This window comes from Hymenobacter negativus (assembly GCF_017571495.1).
Lineage (GTDB): Bacteria > Bacteroidota > Bacteroidia > Cytophagales > Hymenobacteraceae > Hymenobacter > Hymenobacter negativus.
Map to the genome: position 1 here is coordinate 90321 of NZ_JAGETZ010000020.1, position 16434 is coordinate 106754.

At 58.8% G+C, this 16434-nt stretch carries 9 protein-coding genes; 7 read left to right on the forward strand and 2 right to left on the reverse strand.

The window, feature by feature from the left end; all coding sequences use genetic code 11:
- Nucleotides 1-344: 344 nt before the first annotated feature.
- From rpsF to J4E00_RS27240, 5 genes are all read left to right on the forward strand, one after another.
- On the forward strand, nt 345-722 hold the full coding sequence (rpsF, locus tag J4E00_RS27220; protein WP_208178504.1) for a 30S ribosomal protein S6: 378 nt from the start codon (nt 345-347) through the stop codon (nt 720-722).
- A 12-nt stretch (nt 723-734) separates the two neighbouring features.
- On the forward strand, nt 735-1010 hold the full coding sequence (gene rpsR, locus J4E00_RS27225) for a 30S ribosomal protein S18 (protein WP_208178505.1): 276 nt from the start codon (nt 735-737) through the stop codon (nt 1008-1010).
- Nucleotides 1011-1105: 95 nt separating this feature from the next.
- A complete protein-coding gene (gene rplI, locus J4E00_RS27230; protein ID WP_208178506.1) occupies nt 1106-1549 on the forward strand; it encodes a 50S ribosomal protein L9 in 444 nt (147 codons plus the stop codon).
- 101 nt (nt 1550-1650) lie between these two features.
- Nucleotides 1651-4419, forward strand: coding sequence for a GSCFA domain-containing protein (locus J4E00_RS27235; RefSeq protein ID WP_208178507.1), 2769 nt, complete (start codon nt 1651-1653; stop codon nt 4417-4419).
- A gap of 145 nt (nt 4420-4564) precedes the next feature.
- Complete coding sequence (locus J4E00_RS27240) at nt 4565-6661, forward strand: thioredoxin domain-containing protein (protein WP_208178508.1); 2097 nt, start codon at nt 4565-4567, stop codon at nt 6659-6661.
- A gap of 149 nt (nt 6662-6810) precedes the next feature.
- On the opposite strand, the gene J4E00_RS27245 is transcribed toward J4E00_RS27240, so the two are convergent.
- A complete protein-coding gene (locus J4E00_RS27245) occupies nt 6811-11772 on the reverse strand; it encodes a fibronectin type III domain-containing protein (protein WP_208178509.1) in 4962 nt (1653 codons plus the stop codon).
- A gap of 315 nt (nt 11773-12087) precedes the next feature.
- Here J4E00_RS27245 and priA point away from each other — a divergent pair, with 315 nt between their 5' ends.
- Nucleotides 12088-14631 carry a primosomal protein N' gene (gene priA, locus J4E00_RS27250; protein ID WP_208178510.1) on the forward strand — a complete coding sequence of 848 codons (2544 nt, stop codon included), beginning with the start codon at nt 12088-12090 and terminating at the stop codon, nt 14629-14631.
- Between the two features lie 78 nt (nt 14632-14709).
- On the opposite strand, the gene J4E00_RS27255 is transcribed toward priA, so the two are convergent.
- Nucleotides 14710-15330 carry a hypothetical protein gene (locus tag J4E00_RS27255; RefSeq protein WP_208178511.1) on the reverse strand — a complete coding sequence of 207 codons (621 nt, stop codon included), beginning with the start codon at nt 15328-15330 and terminating at the stop codon, nt 14710-14712.
- Nucleotides 15331-15554: 224 nt separating this feature from the next.
- Between J4E00_RS27255 and J4E00_RS27260 the strand changes: the two genes are divergently transcribed.
- Nucleotides 15555-16352, forward strand: a complete 798-nt coding sequence (locus J4E00_RS27260; protein WP_317196682.1) for a class I SAM-dependent methyltransferase — start codon at nt 15555-15557, stop codon at nt 16350-16352.
- Nucleotides 16353-16434 lie beyond the last annotated feature (82 nt).

Sequence of the window (16434 nt, forward strand, 5' to 3'; positions counted from 1 at the left end):
TCCCTGCATCTTCCTGAACCGCTTGATGATAATTAAATCAGGGTTGCGCTATGCTTGCTATGTTATATCCGCTACGCCCGGCTAATAGTTTTCCAACCGTCCACTTGCCATTAAGTAAGGAGAAACATCGCCTTTCCTTTCTGACAGAATTACCGTCAACTCCTCCCCAGCAAGGTGCTCCCTGTCTTGGGCTCCGTAGCTAGCCGCATAGCTAGAGCTATTAGATAGTCTTTGAAGCAAAATAGTCTTTGAAGCAAATAGGTAGGCAGCGCTTGTAATGTATCCGAAAGTCAGTACCTTTGCACCCCAATTAATTTTTTCACCCCACATTCACCCCCATCGTAATGGAAGTTAGAAATTACGAGACGGTCTTCATCGTAACTCCCGTGTTGAACGAGAGCCAGGTGCAAGAAACGGTCGAGAAGTTCACCCAGGTGCTTAAGGAAAATAGCGCCGCCATTGTATCCACCGAAGCCTGGGGCCTGCGCAAGCTGGCTTACCCGATTCAAAAGAAGAGCACAGGCTACTATTTCTGCCTGACGTTCACTGGCGAAGGCAATTTGGTAGACGTGCTTGAGCTGGCGTTCCGCCGCGACGAGCGCATCATCCGCTTCCTCACGACGGTGCTCGATAAGCACGCCGTGGAGTACAACAACCGCCGCCGCAACGGCGAAATGAATCAGCAGAAGGCTGCCAAAGAAACCGAAGCCGTAGCCCAATAATCTAGCAACGACATGGCATCTCCCGCATTCAACCGCAACAACGACCGCGGCGCTACGAACAAGCCCCAGGACAACCGCAAAAAATACTGCCGCTTCAAGAAGAACGGCATTAAGTATGTGGACTACAAAGACCCGAACTTCCTGCTGAAGTTTGTGAACGAACAGGGCCGCGTGCTGCCCCGTCGCCTCACCGGCACCAGCCTGAAATTCCAGCGCAAAGTGACCCAAGCCATTTCCAAGGCCCGTCACCTCGCCCTGATGCCGTACGTAGCCGACGCCCTGAAATAGACTTTAGACATGAGGCGTTAGACATCAGAACGTGAGTAAATAGAACTTCTGTTTTCTCATATGCTGTGTCTTGTGTCTCACTTCTCAAAAAGACCATGGAAATCATCCTCAAAGACGACGTTAAGGGCCTCGGGTATAAGAACGACATCGTTACCGTGAAATCGGGCTACGGTCGCAACTTCCTGCTGCCGCAGGGTCTGGCCATGCTGGCCGACAAGACCAACAAAAAAATTACGGCCGAGAACGTGCGCCAAGCCGCTCACAAAGCCGACAAAATCAAAGGTGACGCCCAAGCCATTGCTGACCAGATTGGTGACGTGGTGCTCGACATTCCCGCTAAGGTGGGTGAGAGCGGCAAAATCTTCGGTCGCGTAACCACCTTGCAATTGGCCGAAGCGCTGAAAGCTAAAGGCGTGGACGTAGACCGTAAGCGTTTGTCGTTCGACCAAGAGCCGGCTTCGGCTGGTGAATACACCGCTACGGCGAACCTGCACAAAGAAGTTAAGCACACGGTGAAATTCCGCGTGGTAGCCGAATAGTATCGGTTTCTTTGCCAGACTGAAAAAGCCCTGCCTGCTGGTAGGGCTTTTTTTATTCCACTTTTCGGGCTGTAGTCCGGCGGTGGGCTATTTTTGCTTTAATGTTTAGAACTGAATTGACAATTGCTCCGGCCGCCGGCCAGCTGGCGCGCACCGCGCAGGTGCTGACGATGGGCTCGTGCTTCGCCGATAGCATCGGCGCACGGCTGGTGGCCAACAAAGTAGAAACGCGAGTGAATCCGTTTGGCACGGTGTTCCAGCCGCTGGCGCTGGCTAGGTTGCTGCGGTCGGCTGCGGGCGAGGATGTGGATTGGCAGCGGCACTTGGTACAAGCGCGGGGCCGCTGGCAGAGCTATGACCTGCACGGTAGTGTGGGCGCTGAATCACCGGTGGAGCTGCTTCAGTACATTCAGGAAGTGGTGCGGCAAACTGGTGATTTCTTGCGCACTGCCGATGTGGTGATGCTGACGCTGGGTACAGCATGGGCCTACCGCCTACGCGAAACCGGGGAGTTGGTGAGCAATTGCCACAAGCAGCCAGCCGACCTGTTTGTGCGCGAACTGCTGACACCCGATGAAATCATCAATGCATTGGCCGAGACCCACGCGTATCTGCGGCGTATTAACCCGAGTCTACGCTTTGTGCTAACGGTGAGCCCGGTGCGGCATTTGAAAGAAACGCTGCAGTTGAATGCGGTAAGCAAATCGGTATTGCGTCTGGCTACGCACATCGTAAGCGACTTGCTGCCGGGTGTGGCCTACTTTCCAGCATACGAGCTGCTGGTGGATGACCTGCGTGACTACCGCTTTTATGCTTCGGATATGCTACACCCGTCGGAGGTGGCAGAAGACTATATCTGGGAGAAATTTGCCCGGGCATATTTCGATGCAGATTTTGGCCGGTTCCGCAAGGAATGGGCAGCAGTGAGGCAGTCGCTGAGCCACCGCCCATTGCACGATGGCGCGCCGGAGCATCGGCAATTTCTGGAAAGCACCCGCGAAAAACTGGAACAACTGAGCCTGCGCAAGGTGAACGTAGCCGATGAGCTACGAACTGTGCGAGCACGGCTGGCCTCCCTGCCGGTGCCCCGTGAACCAGAGCCGGTCGTTGAACTGGAGGACGACGAGGAGCGGATTGATATTGGAGAAGGCTCGGAGGTTTCGGTGATTGTGCGAGTAAATCCGCAGGACTCGAAAGTGGCCGATGCAGCGGAGGAAACGCTCTCGGCGGAATTAGGTCAATTTGGGGATGCGGCACGGGCGCCACGCTTGTCGCCGGAAGAGTTCCGGGCACAGCGGGCAGCGCGCTCTGGTCGACCGGAACGCGGGCGGCGCGACGGGCGCAACAAAGGCCAATTGGCAACGCCTAATGAGAATGAGCAGTTTCAGGCTACGACTCCCGTAGATGAATCTCCTACTCCAACCTTAGCACCAACGGCTGCTGAAGTAAATCTGATAGAGCAAATCGAGGTGGGTGGTGTGCTGGCTACGGATGCAACTGCAGCGCAGGAGCCTGTTAAGCGGAAGAAACGCCGCTCGCGAGGTGGGGCTAAGCGCACGGCTCGCAAGCACGCGCTGCGCTTAGCGGCCGAAATGGACTCGAGTGAAGAGCAGCAAGCTGTTTCGGGAGAAGGGCTAGCCGCGCCAGCAGGTCTGGAAGCAGAGGCACCGGTTCTTCGCCCGGAAGGGCAAAAGTCTAGTGTTATTGTTAAGTCGCAGCCCGTGAAGCGTGGTGGGCGGCGCAACGAGGCTGGCCGGATGCCGCGCGTGGCGCTTTTTGCCGCCTCGCTAGCGGAGGAACCGATGGAAGCGCAACCGGTAGATGCAGAAATGCCGACGCCAGTAGTAGCTACCTTGGAAGCAACGTTGACGAAGACCAGAAGTACCGCTGCTGATGAACCAGCTGTTAGTCCGTCTCGCAACAGCCGTAACCGGAAGAAGAAAAAAGCAGCAAGAGCGCTGGAGGCTGGTGTAACGAACGAAACTGTTCCGCCCATTCTGCTAGTAGCAGAAGTGGCTTCCGACCTACCGATTGCAAGCGCTGAGCAGCTTTCCGGAACGGATGCGAATGGGCCAGCAACAACAATAGAAACTCAGGCTGATGACACTCGTCGGGCATCGTTGCCGGTGGCAGCCCTGCCAGTGAGTGGGCAGGCATCGGCAGCGACTACCGTTGGTGAGGCGGTTGTTGGGCAATCTGTTTCATCGGGAGGTAAGTCATCGCGGCGTGCGAAAAGCCGCACTGTTAGTGGGGCGCGTACCGAAAAACCGGCGGTTGACACGCCTATTATTCCGGTATCTGATTCACCGGCGGTGCGTACGCAAGTAGCAGGCGGGCGGCTCACTGGCTCATCGGCAACGTTGGTCGAACCAAGCGCACCGGCGCCTGAGGCCGCACCTAAAGTGGTAACGGCAAAGGCTGTACCATCAAAAGCCAAGGTAAAAGCGAAAAGCGATGTGGCAATTGAACCTGTTGTAGCAACTGCTCCGGATGCAGCAGCGGTTACTGCAGCCACCAAAGGCCCACCCAAAGCCCAGCCTAAGGCAACCAAACCCAAAGCAGGGCCAAATAAGCCCACTGTACCTGAAGTAACGGATACATCTGCTGCTATACCTGATTCAGACAAGCCGGTGGTAGCAAAAAAGGCTGCCAACCGAAGTGCTAAGACACCAGCTAAAGAAGCTACGGTTACTCCGGTCCCGGCTGAGAAGCCTAAGCCAGCAGCTAAAACGCCAGCTAAAAAGACGGTAGCTAAACCTGATGCAGAGCCGGAAGAGAAAAAGGCACTATCAAAAGCAAAAGCACCTAAGGCTGCAGCTGCAGAACCAACGACTGCCAAGCCTAAAACGCCTAAGAAGTCGGCTTCGTAGAATCAAATCAATCTGAAGGAATAAGTTCTTTAAACTCAGGATAACAAAGAGCCTGCGTCGTTTTTAATTTGTTGTGGTAAATCAATCCAAACCCGGCCCTTTTCGCCGGGTTTGGTGTTTTAGTCCCTCTCCTACCCTACTCGTTATGGCCCACGCAACGCCTCACGCCAACCGCCTCGCTGAAGAAACCAGCCCTTATCTGCAACAGCACGCCCACAACCCGGTGGACTGGTACCCGTGGGGACCAGAGGCGCTAGGCCGCGCCAAAGCCGAGCAAAAGCCGATTTTGGTGAGTATTGGCTATGCTGCTTGCCATTGGTGCCACGTGATGGAGCGCGAGTCGTTTGAAAATGCGGCGGTGGCGGCGGTGATGAACACACATTTCGTGTGCATCAAGGTGGACCGCGAGGAACGGCCCGATGTAGACCAGATTTATATGGATGCCCTGCACGCCATGGGCTTGCAGGGGGGCTGGCCGCTGAATGTGTTCTTGACGGCCGATGCCAAGCCTTTTTATGGGGGCACGTATTTTCCGAAAGGCAGCTGGGTGAAGCTGCTGACGAACATTGGCGAAGCCTACGCGGGCGAGCACCGGGCCGAACTGGAGCAGTCGGCGGAGCGGTTTATGGAGGTGATTGGGACCAGTGAGCTGGCCAAGTGCGGCGCGCACAATCGCAACACGGCGCAGGAAGCCGACTATTCGGCCTTGCAGGCTATTGGCGTGGCACCGGAAACTGGTCCGGCTGGGGTTTCGGCAGAGGAGTTCAAGCTACTGGTATATAACCTGGGGGTGCAGTTTGACCGGGAGCATGGCGGCATGAACCGGGCTCCAAAGTTTCCGATGCCCAGCATCTGGCGGTTTTTGCTGCGGGCATACGCCATCAGTGGCAGCCAGACGGTGCTGGACCAGGCCGTACTCACCTTGCGCGAAATGGCCTGGGGCGGCATTTATGACCAGGCGCACGGCGGCTTTGCGCGCTATTCGGTGGACGGTGAGTGGCTGGCCCCGCATTTCGAGAAGATGCTGTACGATAACGGGCAGCTGGTGAGCTTATACAGCGAAGCCTTCCAAATCACGCAGGACGAGCTGTTTCGGGAAACCGTTTACGATACCATCGAATTTATACGGCTGGAGTTGACTAATGCTGAGGGCGGGTTTTATTCGTCGCTTGATGCAGATAGTGAGGGCGAGGAAGGACGGTTTTACGTTTTCACAAAGGAAGAATTGCGCACCATTCTGGGCGATGAAGAGCCGTTGTTTTCGGACTATTACAACTGCACGGCCCTCGGCAACTGGGAGCATGGCCGAAACATCCTGCACCGCCGCGCAACGGATGAGGAATTTGCTGCAGCTCACCAACTGGCGCCCGGCGTGGTACCAGAGCTGGTGGCGGGCTGGAAGCAGAAAATAATGGCGGTGCGCGCCACCCGCGTGCGCCCCGGCCTCGATGACAAGGTGCTGACTGGCTGGAATGCGCTGATGCTGCAAGGCCTGACGGACGCCTACCGCGCATTCGGCGAACTCGAATTTCTGGTGATGGCGGAGCACAATGCCCGCTTTATTGAGGCGAACCTGCGCGATGGGAAGCGTCTGTACCGGACCTGCAAGAATGGCCGGGCCAGTATCAGCGGCTTTCTGGAGGATTACGCGTTGGTCATTCAGGCCTACATCAGCCTGTATGAGGTGAGCTTTGCTGAAAAATGGCTGCGTGAGGCCGAGAGGCTAACGGAATACGTTCTAAGCAACTTCTTCGACTCAACCGAAAACCAGTTTTTCTATACCGACAGCAGTGCTGAACCGCTTATTGTTCGCAAAAAAGAGTTGTTCGACAACGTCATTCCCGCCTCAAACTCCGTGATGGCGCACAACCTGCGCCGCCTGGGCCGTCACCTCGAAAAGGCCGAATATGTGGACCTGGCCGCCGCCATGCTCGCCCAGATTCGGCACTTAGTAGTGAAGGAGCCGCAACACCTTACCAACTGGGCCTCTTTGTACGCGGCGCTGCTGCGGCCGGGCGCGGAAGTGGCCATCGTCGGGCCGGATGCAGAAACGTTTCGGGAAGAACTGAACCGACAGTTCCTATTCGACGCTGTGCTGACGGGGACGGAGGAAGCTTCCAAACTGCCGCTACTGGCCCTGCACACGCCCACACAGGATGGGCGCACTGCCGTACACATCTGCCGCAATCAGGCGTGCCTGCCACCGGTATTTAGTGTAACAGAAGCTTTAGGGGAGCTTTAAGCAACATTACTGCATACTCCATATCCCGGCCCAGGCAGTCATTCCCAAAACATAAAAGCCCTTCCGGCCAAGTGGCCAGAAGGGCTTTTAGATATCGAAATCAGGCCCAGAACAGTAGCCAGAGCCTGATTTCGACTGGTGAGGCCGGTTTATTCCAGTGTCACCTTCCGCGTGAATACCGCACTACCGCTCACCACGCGCACCGTGTAGAGGCCGGTGGCCAGGTCATGGGTGTTCAGAACGTGCTCGGTGGTGCCGCCGGCCAAGGTTGCGGTGCGCACTACCTGCCCAAGCACATTAACCAGACTAATGGTAGAAGGGCGGGCAGTGGCGTTGCCTAGCTTGAGGGTAAGCTGGCCGGTGTTGCTGGGGTTGGGGTACACCAGCAGGGCATTGGTATCAGCCTGCACCCGGGCGGCCGTCGGTATTGCGCCGCTGATGGTGAAGGCACCTGGCGTATCGGCGGCACCGTAGCCGCTCACGGCCAAGTAGTAGCGCGCCCCCGGTGTGAGGCCCGTGAGGGTGATGGTACCCAAGCTGGTATTGTTGACGCCGCTGCTGCGGCAACTAACCAGCGTGAACGGACCGGTGGTGCAGTTGGGAGCACTGAACACCCGCACCATGCCCGCCGGCGCGCCCGTCAGGGTGAGCGTAACGGAGGTGACGCCGGTGGCGGGCGTCATGGCAAACCACACGTCACGCTGCGTGGTAGCGGGCGAGCAGGTTGGTGCCCCAATGCCCGGCTGGGCGCTGGTAGTAGCCCCCACGTTGGTGCTCGAAATGGGCTGCAAGGGGCTGCCAGTGGGGGTGAGCGCCAGAGTGACGGCGCCACAGGGGTCATCATTTGCCGGGCCACCACCAGTTGCTAGCGTCTGGAAGCAGATGGGGCCCACGAATGCGCTGCTGCCAGCGGCACCGGGGCAGTCCTGCCGCACATAGAAGCAGTAGCTGGTGGCTGCCGCTAGCCCCGTAAGCAGCACGTTGGCGCTGACAATACCACTTACTGTAATGCCCGTGCCCAGCACAAAGCCTTGCAAGCCATACTGCACGGTGTAGGTAGTACCGGTAGCGGGCGTACCACCTGGCTGCCAGGCAAGCTGCACAGTGGAAACCGTAGGCGTAGCCGTGGGATTGGTCGGGCTGGCGCAGTTGCCCGATGCGGCGGTAGTGGTGAAGCAGGCAGGTCCGGCATAAGCACCATTGCCCGTTGAGCCCGGGCAATCCTGACGGACATAGAAGCAATACGCCGTGCCCGCCTGCAAGCCCGTTAGCTGGAAGCTGGGTGAAGTAATGCCGGAAATGACCGTACCGGTACCCAAAACGAAATTTTGCAAGCCATATTCCACCGTGTAGGTAGTGCCGCTGGGCGGAGTTCCGGCAGTTTGCCAACCCAGCTGAGCGCTGGAATTTGTGATGGCAGTAGCCGTTGGACTGGTGGGCACAGCGCAGGGCGTAGTGAAGCAGATGGGGCCGGCATAGGCACTGCTGCCATTGCCACCGGGGCAATCCTGCCGTACATAAAAGCAGTAGGCCGTGCCCGGCTGCAGGCTGGTGAGCTGCGTACTGGCCGTGGTGAGGCCGGTAACTACCGTGCCAGCACCCAGCGCAAAGCCCTGCAAGCCATACTCCACGGTGTAGGTGGTGCCGGTGGCAGGCGTGCCGCCGGGCTGCCAGTTCAGCTGGGCGGTAGTAGCCGTGACGCTGGCAGCGACTGGCGCGGTAGGCGTGGTGCAGTTGGTGGGTGAGGTGGCGCACACAGCCAGCGTCCCCAGGCGGGTTCCATTGTAGCCCCACACCCGCACATACAGCACTTCGCCGGGCGTCCGGCCAGTAATGGTCAGCAATGATTTCAGGTTACCCGCGCCGTCGTCATCGCAATCAAGCTGGGTGAGCGTGGTGCAGGCACCCGAATAAATGCTCATGCCGGTGTCGCCTACATCGGTGCCAATGGTGGGCACCACAGTGCGCACCGTTACGATACCGGAGGCCGGTACGGTAACCGAAAACCACAGGTCGCGGCCCTGGTAACTAGCGCAGGTGGGGACAGGAGCGCCGGTACTGCCGGTGGCATCGGTGTTGTCGGCGGTGGTCTGGCTCACGCAGGTGGTGCCAAACTGCACAGGTATGTTGATAGCCCCGGCGCAGTCGTCATTTATGGGAGGTGGCGGCGGGGTAGTTACGCACAGAGTGAAAGTCGCATTGGCCGATGTGGGCGCGGTACCATTGGCATAAATGCGCAGGTAATACGTTTGGCCGCTGGTCAGGCCACCAATGCTGGTACCGGTGGTGCTGCCAGGCTGCACCGTGAGGCAGGTCAGGCTGGTCGAGCTGGCACAAGTACCGGTGCGCACATCAACCACCGCACCGAAACGCGAGTTCAGGGTAATGAGCTGCGCCACTCCACTAGCTGTGAAACTGTACCATACATCATTGGCCATTGCAGCAAAGCCACAGTTGGCAGCGGGCGGCAGCGACTGCGAGGCGGCCTCAACCGTCCCACTGACCGGGGCTGTGCAAGTCGTGCCGACGGTCAGGGCCACAGCAGCTGTGCACTCGTCGTTAACCGGCGGCGCGGGAGCCGGGCTCACGCACAAGGTAAACGTGGCATTGGCCGGAACGGGCTGCACCGTACCATTGGCATAGATGCGAATAAAATAGGTTTGGCCGCTCGTCAGGCCTCCCACGATGGTACCAGTGGTGTTGCCAGCAAAAACCGTGGTGCAGAAAATGCTGGTCGAGTTGGTGCAAGTACCCGAAAGCACATCCAGCACGGCCCCAAAGCGGGGATTCAGGGTGATTTGCTGGGTAATACCACCGGCCACGAAGCTGTACCATACATCGGCTGCTGTGGTGGCGGTGCCGCAGCTACCGCTCGGTGGCAGCGACTGCGAAGCGCCCACCACAGTGCCATTGGTGGAGTTGGCGCAGTTCTGCACCACGGCAATTGCTACGGCGGCGCTGCAATCGTCGTTGGCCGCTGCCGCGGCTCCGGGCGTGAGGCAGATGGTGAAGGCGGCGTTAGCCGGCAACGGCTGCACGTTGGCATTCGCAAAAATCCGCAGGAAATAGGTCTGGCCGCTAACCAGAGCCGTCAGCGTGAGCGGTTGGTTCGTGAAAGTGGTGCCGCAGAAAACAATGGCTGAACTGGCGCAGGTGCCCGAACGCACGTCCACCACCGCCCCAAAGCTTCCGGTGAAAGTCAGCGTTTGGGTGGTGCCACCGGCCGTGAAGCTGTACCACACATCATTCGCATTGGTGGCGAAGCCGCAGCCAGTAGTAGGCGCCAACGACTGCGATGCGCCCGCTACCGTGCCACTCACCGGGATGCAGGCGGTGTTCACGGTCAGGGCCACAGCGCCAGTGCACTCGTCGTTGGCTGGCGGCGTGGGCCCGGGCGTGAGACAAAGCGTGAAAGCAGCATTGCCCGGCAAAGGCAGCCCCGTAGCATTGGGGTAGAGGCGCAGAAAGTAAGATTGGCCGCTGGTCAGGCCACTAAGGATGAGCGGTTGGTTCGTGAAAGTAGTGCCGCAAAACACGCTGGCCGAACTGGCGCAGGTGCCCGAACGGACCTCGACCACGGCTTGGAAACCGCCTGTAAAAGTCAGGGTTTGAGTAGCGCCACCGGCCGTGAAGCTGTACCACACATCGTTCGCGTTGGTGGTAAAACCGCAGGCAGCAGCGGGCAGCGACTGCGAGGCGCCGTTCACCGTGCCGGCCACCGGCGTAGTGCAAGCCGTGGTTACAGGCAGGGCTACGGCGGTGGCGCACTCGTCGTTGGCCGCCGGCGTAGGTCCGGGCGTCAGGCACAGCGTGAACTGCGCGTTGACGGGCGGCGCGATGTTATTATTAGGGTACAGCCGCAAGAAATAGGGCTGGCCGATGGTCAGGCCAGTCAGTGTGAGTGGCTGGTTTGTGAAGGTGGTGCCGCAGAACACGCTGGTTGAGCTGGCGCAGGTACCGGAGCGCACATCAACCACCGCCTGAAAGTTGCCGTTGAAGGCCAGCGTCTGGGTAGTTCCACCGGCCGTGAAGCTGTACCACACGTCATTGGCCGTTGCAGCAATGCCACAGTTGGCAGTAGACGGCAGCGACTGGGTAGCGCCGCTCACCGTGCCGGCCACTGGTGTGGTGCAGGCCGTGGTTACGGGCAGGGCGACGGCACCCGCACAGTCGTCGTTGGTGAGGGGGGTGGGGGTGGTGGCGCACACAGCAATGTTGCCGCTGATACGGTCGCCGAATGACCAAACCCGGACGAAAAGCACCTCCCCTGGGGTGCGGCCCGTGAAGGAAAGCAAGGACTTGAGGTTGCCCGCGCCATCGTCGTTGCAGCCAATATCCGTCAGGGCACCGCACGTACCCGAGTACATGCTCATGCCCGTGTCGCCCACATCGCTGCCGGTCGCGGACACTACCGTCTGCACGGTGACGCTGCCGCTGGCGGGCACCGTCACCGAAAACCACAGGTCGCGGCCCAGGTAGTTGCCACAAGTGGGGGCTGCAACGCTTGCGCTGGCTGTAGCCAGTGTATTGTCGGCGCTCACGGTGTTGGTGCAGGCACCCGTGGTGTTCACCGGCACGGCAATGGCCCCGGCGCAGTCGTCGTTGGTTGGCCCCGTGGCGCCCTGCCCAATACACAGCGCAAACGTGCTGCTGATGCCGGTAGGCGGCGTGTTGGTGGCCGGATATATCCGAATAAAATAGCTCTGCCCGCTCACCAGCCCGCCCACTGGCACAGCAGCCGTGTTGTTGTTGGCAATGGTAGCACAGAAAACACTGGTCGAAGCCGTGCATGAGCCACTGCGCACATCCAGAATAGCGGCAAAGCGCGGAGCCAACGTCACGAGGTGGTTGGTGCTGGTAGCCGTGAAGCTATACCACACGTCCAGAGCCGAGGTAAGTCCAAACCCGCAGGCGGTGGTGGGCGCCAGGCTCTGCGTGGCGGTGGCCACCGTACCGTTTACGGGCACTGTACAGACGCTGGAAGTCGTTAGGGCGACGGCCGTGGTGCAGTCGTCGTTGACCACCTGAGCGTGGGCTATGCTACTGAATAGCAGCAGCAATGCCCACGCAAAAGAGGTGCATTGAATGAACAAGCGTATTTTTTGCTTCATAAAACAGGGGAAAGAAGGGGTGAAAGAAAGAGCGGTAGTGAGAGGAAAGAAAGCCTGACACGCAGGTTGCCGAAGCTATAAATTTTCCCGCAAAAATCCAGCCATTAACTAGATATTCAGGAATAACTAATTTAAACAACGGGCCATTGTGTAGGATGCTGGCTACGTGGTTATCGGGCCGGGCCGGGCTGGCGGGCAGCACTGGTGGGCAGCCACCCGTCCGGGGCAGTGGGCAACTTATGCTTGTGCTTAGGGGTTGGGCAACGGGAGGTGGCGGCTTTATCTTTACTATTCGCCCCTGCCCTACTTGCCGCTTTGAGTCTTACGCTTGATTTTATTTCCCCCGTCGCCGCACCTGCGCCTGACCGGGTTACCCTGTTTGCCGACGTCATTCTGCCCCTGCCCTTGCCCCGGCTCTACACCTACCGGGTGCCGTATGAGCTGAACGACAACGTGGTAATCGGAGGGCGCGTCATCGTGCAGTTTGGAGCCAAAAAGACGCTCAGTTGCATTGTAGCGGCTGTGCACGAGACCGCACCCAAGGAATACCAGGCCAAATACATCCTCGAATTCATCGACGATGCCCCGGTGGTCACGCAGCCGCAGCTCAAGCTGTTCCGCTGGATGGCCGACTACTACATGTGCACCATTGGGGAGGTCATCAATGCGGCGCTGCCCTCGGCGCTCAAGCTCAGCTCGGAGTCGCGCATTCAGTTGCACCCTGGCTTTTCACGGGAGGAGAACGAGTACCCACTTTCCACCCAGGAAGAGCTGATTGTGGATGCGCTGGGCACCGTGGAAGAGGGCAAGGCCCTCACCTTCACCGAAGTCGGCGACCTGCTCGGCATCACCTCCTTCCATAAGGTGATAAAGTCGCTGATGCACAAGGACGTCATCTTCCTCTTCGAGCACACCGCCGACAAGTACGCGCCCAAAGTGGTGAAGAAAGTACGGCTGGCCCATCATTTCGTGTCCGAAGCCTCGCTGGAACAACTCTTTACCCAGCTCACCAGCAAGCCCAAGCAGCTCGACGTGCTGATGAAGTACATGCAGCGCGTGCCTGTGTACCAGAACGAGCACGCCAACCAGGCCGGCATCGAGAAAGCCTACCTGGCCAGCAGCCCGCACCTCTCGGCCTCGGCCGTAAACACACTCATCAAGAATGGCGTGCTGGAGCAGTTCGACCAGATTGTGTCCCGTTTCCCGCTCGAAAACGAGCCCGCCCTGCAGCTGAACTTCTCGCTTAGCGAGGCCCAGACCACGGCGCGGGACGAGATAATGTCCCACTTCGGCAACCAGGAAATCGTGCTGCTGCACGGCGTGACTGGCGCGGGCAAAACCGAGATTTACATCGACCTCATCCGCAAGGCCATGGACGGCGGCGGGCAGGTGCTCTACCTGCTGCCCGAAATCGCCCTCACCGCCCAGATTGTGACCCGCCTGATGCGCGTGTTCGGCTCGCGACTGGGTGTGTACCACTCCAAATTCTCCGACAACGAGCGGGTTGAAGTCTGGAACGGCGTACTCTCGGGCCGCTTTCAGGTGGTGATTGGCGTGCGTTCGGCAGTTTTTCTGCCCTTCGATAACCTCGCCCTCATCATCGTGGACGAGGAGCACGAATCCAGCTATAAGCAGTACGACCCTGCCCCGCGCTACAACGCCCGCGAAGTTGCCCTGATGATGGCCAACTTCCAGGGTGCCAAAACCCTGCTGGGCTCGGCCACACCCGCCGTCGAAACTTACTACCAGGCCAAGCAGGGACGCTACGGGCTGGTGAGCCTCACCAAGCGCTTTGGCGAGGCCGGCATGCCGGATATTGAGTTGGTGGATACCCGCAAAGCCCGCGAGCACAAGACCATGCACAACCACTTTACCGCCGACCTGCTGGGCGAAGTGGAGCGCACATTGGGACGAGAGGAACAGGTAATTCTGTTCCAGAACCGCCGCGGCTACGCGCCCGTGGTGGCGTGCCAGGACTGCGGCTGGATTCCCAAGTGCACCAACTGCGCCGTGAGCCTGAGCTATCATAAGCACAGCCACGAGCTGCGCTGCCACTACTGCGGCTACCACGACCCGATGGTGAGCAAGTGCCCCGCCTGTGGTTCCCGCGCCGTAAAAACCCAGGGGTTCGGCACCGAGAAGATTGAGGACGACCTCAAAATCATGCTACCCCAGGCCAACATCCAGCGCATGGACTTGGATACCACCCGCGCCAAAAACAGCTACCAGCAAATCATTGCCGACTTTGAAAAGCAAGCCACCAATGTGCTCGTCGGTACCCAGATGGTGACTAAGGGGCTCGACTTCGCCAATGTAAGCTTAGTAGGCATTATTAACGCCGACAGCATTATTCATTACCCGGATTTCCGGGCGCATGAGCGGGCCTACCAGATGTTTGTGCAAGTGAGTGGCCGGGCCGGGCGGAAGGGCAAAAAAGGCAAGGTCATCATCCAGACGGCCGACCCGACGCAGGTGATTTTCGATAAAGTCATCCGCAACGACTACGTCGAGTTCTACAACTACGAAATCGTGCAGCGGCACGAGCACGGCTACCCGCCGTTTATGCGCGTCATCAAGATGACGGTAAAGCACATCGACCAAAGCGTGGGCGAGGCCGCGGCCATTTTGCTGACCCAGGAGTTGGTGGAACGGTTGGGCCGGGCCGCCGTGCTGGGTCCCGAAGCGCCTTACATCTTCCGCATCCGCAACTTTTACCTGCAGGAAATCACCATCAAGCTCGACCGCGCCCACACCGTACTCAAGCAGGCCAAGCAACTGATTTGCGAAGCCATGGACGTGGTGCGCGACCAAAAGGAATTCAAGCAAGCCCGGCTGGTAGCCGACGTGGACCCGATGTAGCACCAAGCGTTTTCAGGCAATAAAAAGGCCCGCTCAATAACTGGGCGGGCCTTTTTGCTGAAGGAAACCGGGCAGGACCTACAATTGGTCGAGCAGCCAGAGGACGATGAAAATCAAGCCAATAATGGCGACGATGGTACCAATCAGGCCATTGATAAGGCCCAAGAGCAAACCGACCAGCAGCAAGATAATGCCGATGCGCAGGTTGCCATCGATGCCGCCGCGCGCGGTAGAAGCCGTGTTGTCTTGCTGACGAGCGGTGGCTTTGTGCATTGCCTTGTCAAGCTTGCGGGCCACTTTGTTCAGTGCCAGGCGCTGCACCGCATTGAGCTTGGGTGTGGGGGCGGTGCTGGTAGTAGCAGTGGCTGAGGGAGTGCTGAGCGACTTAGCAGCTACTGCTTCGGCTGGTTTGGCAGCGGTGGTTTTGGATTGGGCTTTTGCCGGGGCCGGAGCGGCGCTGGCCACTGCGGCGGGGGCTGCTACGGGCTCTGAAACCACCGTTGCGGGCGCTTCGGCGGCAGGGGTTTCGGTGGCGGCTGCACTGGGAGCAGCGGGCACTGGGGTGGATACGCGGGTTACGCCGTGGTACGAAGCGCCTTTCGGCAGCATGGCGTATTCGGCACGGTTGCAGCTACCGAGAGAGAGCCCGCAGACCGCGACGGCAACAAGCTTGGCAAGAACAGAGAAGTGGTTTTTCATTGGTAAGCGGGTAAATGGAAACAAGCGAGAATGCCCGTTCTACGGCCAAAACTACAAATAGGCGATTGTTTCGATGTTTTTTCTTTCAATGGGAGAAGAGCCGACAGTTATTCAGCACATTGGCAAAATACTTGCGCCGGTACCGGCATGCAGGCATTGGGGCCGGCTGAACGCACCTTTGGAAATTGCTGTTAATACCCCAAATGTGCTTACTTGCGATTCGTATGAATTATTATGTTTCAACCTGGCAACGGGTAGCAGGAATTGTAGGATTGGGGAGTAGCGCCGGATTATTGGTCATGAGTTGCACGCAGCTTCCGGCCGAAACCCGTCCCTCGGCGCTTTCCGAGAGCCGCATGCAAGCCATTGCCTTGCCCGATACCAGCGGCTATGAAACCCGCTCTCCACGCGACCCGAATGGCATTGGTACCTACTACTTAGGCCGGCAGATTGCGCACGTAATGGGCCACGAAGGCGCAAGCTGGCTGGAGCGCAACGGCCGCAAGCAGGAAGAAGGCACCGACCTGCTGCTGAAAGAACTTAACCTGAAGCCCACCGACGTGGTGGCTGATATCGGGGCCGGCACAGGCTTTTTCTCATTTCAGCTGGCCAAGCGAGTGCCCGAGGGCCAGGTGCTGGCCGTAGATATTCAGCCCGAGATGATGACGGCGCTCCAAGCCAACAAGCGCAAGCTCAAAATCAGCAACGTGCGCCCCGTGTTGGGCACCACCACCAACCCCGCCCTGCCCAAGGACAGTGTAGACCTGGTCCTCATCGTGGATGCTTACCATGAGTTTGACCACCCGCGCGAAATGGGCCGCGCCATCCGGCGGGCACTACGCCCCGGCACCGGCCGCCTCGCACTGGTAGAATACCGCGCCGAAGACCCCAACGTGCCCATCAAGCGCATTCACAAAATGAGTGTGGCGCAGGCCCGCAAGGAAATGGCCGCCATCGGCCTCACGCTGGCCGACTCCATCGAAACGCTGCCGCAACAGCACCTGCTGCTGTTTAAGAAGTAATAGAACGAGTACCCCGAATTGGCAATGCGGCCCATGTGAACGTCAATGTTTACACGGGCCGCATTGCCAATTCGGGGTACTC

Excerpts from the sequence above, each read along its gene's own strand:
- rpsF (WP_208178504.1), top strand. The coding sequence starts at position 345 with ATGGAAGTTAGAAATTACGAGACGGTCTTCATCGTAACTCCCGTGTTG.
- rpsR (WP_208178505.1), top strand. The coding sequence starts at position 735 with ATGGCATCTCCCGCATTCAACCGCAACAACGACCGCGGCGCTACGAAC.
- rplI (WP_208178506.1), top strand. The coding sequence starts at position 1,106 with ATGGAAATCATCCTCAAAGACGACGTTAAGGGCCTCGGGTATAAGAAC.
- J4E00_RS27235 (WP_208178507.1), top strand. The coding sequence starts at position 1,651 with ATGTTTAGAACTGAATTGACAATTGCTCCGGCCGCCGGCCAGCTGGCG.
- J4E00_RS27240 (WP_208178508.1), top strand. The coding sequence starts at position 4,565 with ATGGCCCACGCAACGCCTCACGCCAACCGCCTCGCTGAAGAAACCAGC.
- J4E00_RS27245 (WP_208178509.1), bottom strand. The coding sequence starts at position 11,772 with ATGAAGCAAAAAATACGCTTGTTCATTCAATGCACCTCTTTTGCGTGG.
- J4E00_RS27255 (WP_208178511.1), bottom strand. The coding sequence starts at position 15,330 with ATGAAAAACCACTTCTCTGTTCTTGCCAAGCTTGTTGCCGTCGCGGTC.
- J4E00_RS27260 (WP_317196682.1), top strand. The coding sequence starts at position 15,555 with ATGAATTATTATGTTTCAACCTGGCAACGGGTAGCAGGAATTGTAGGA.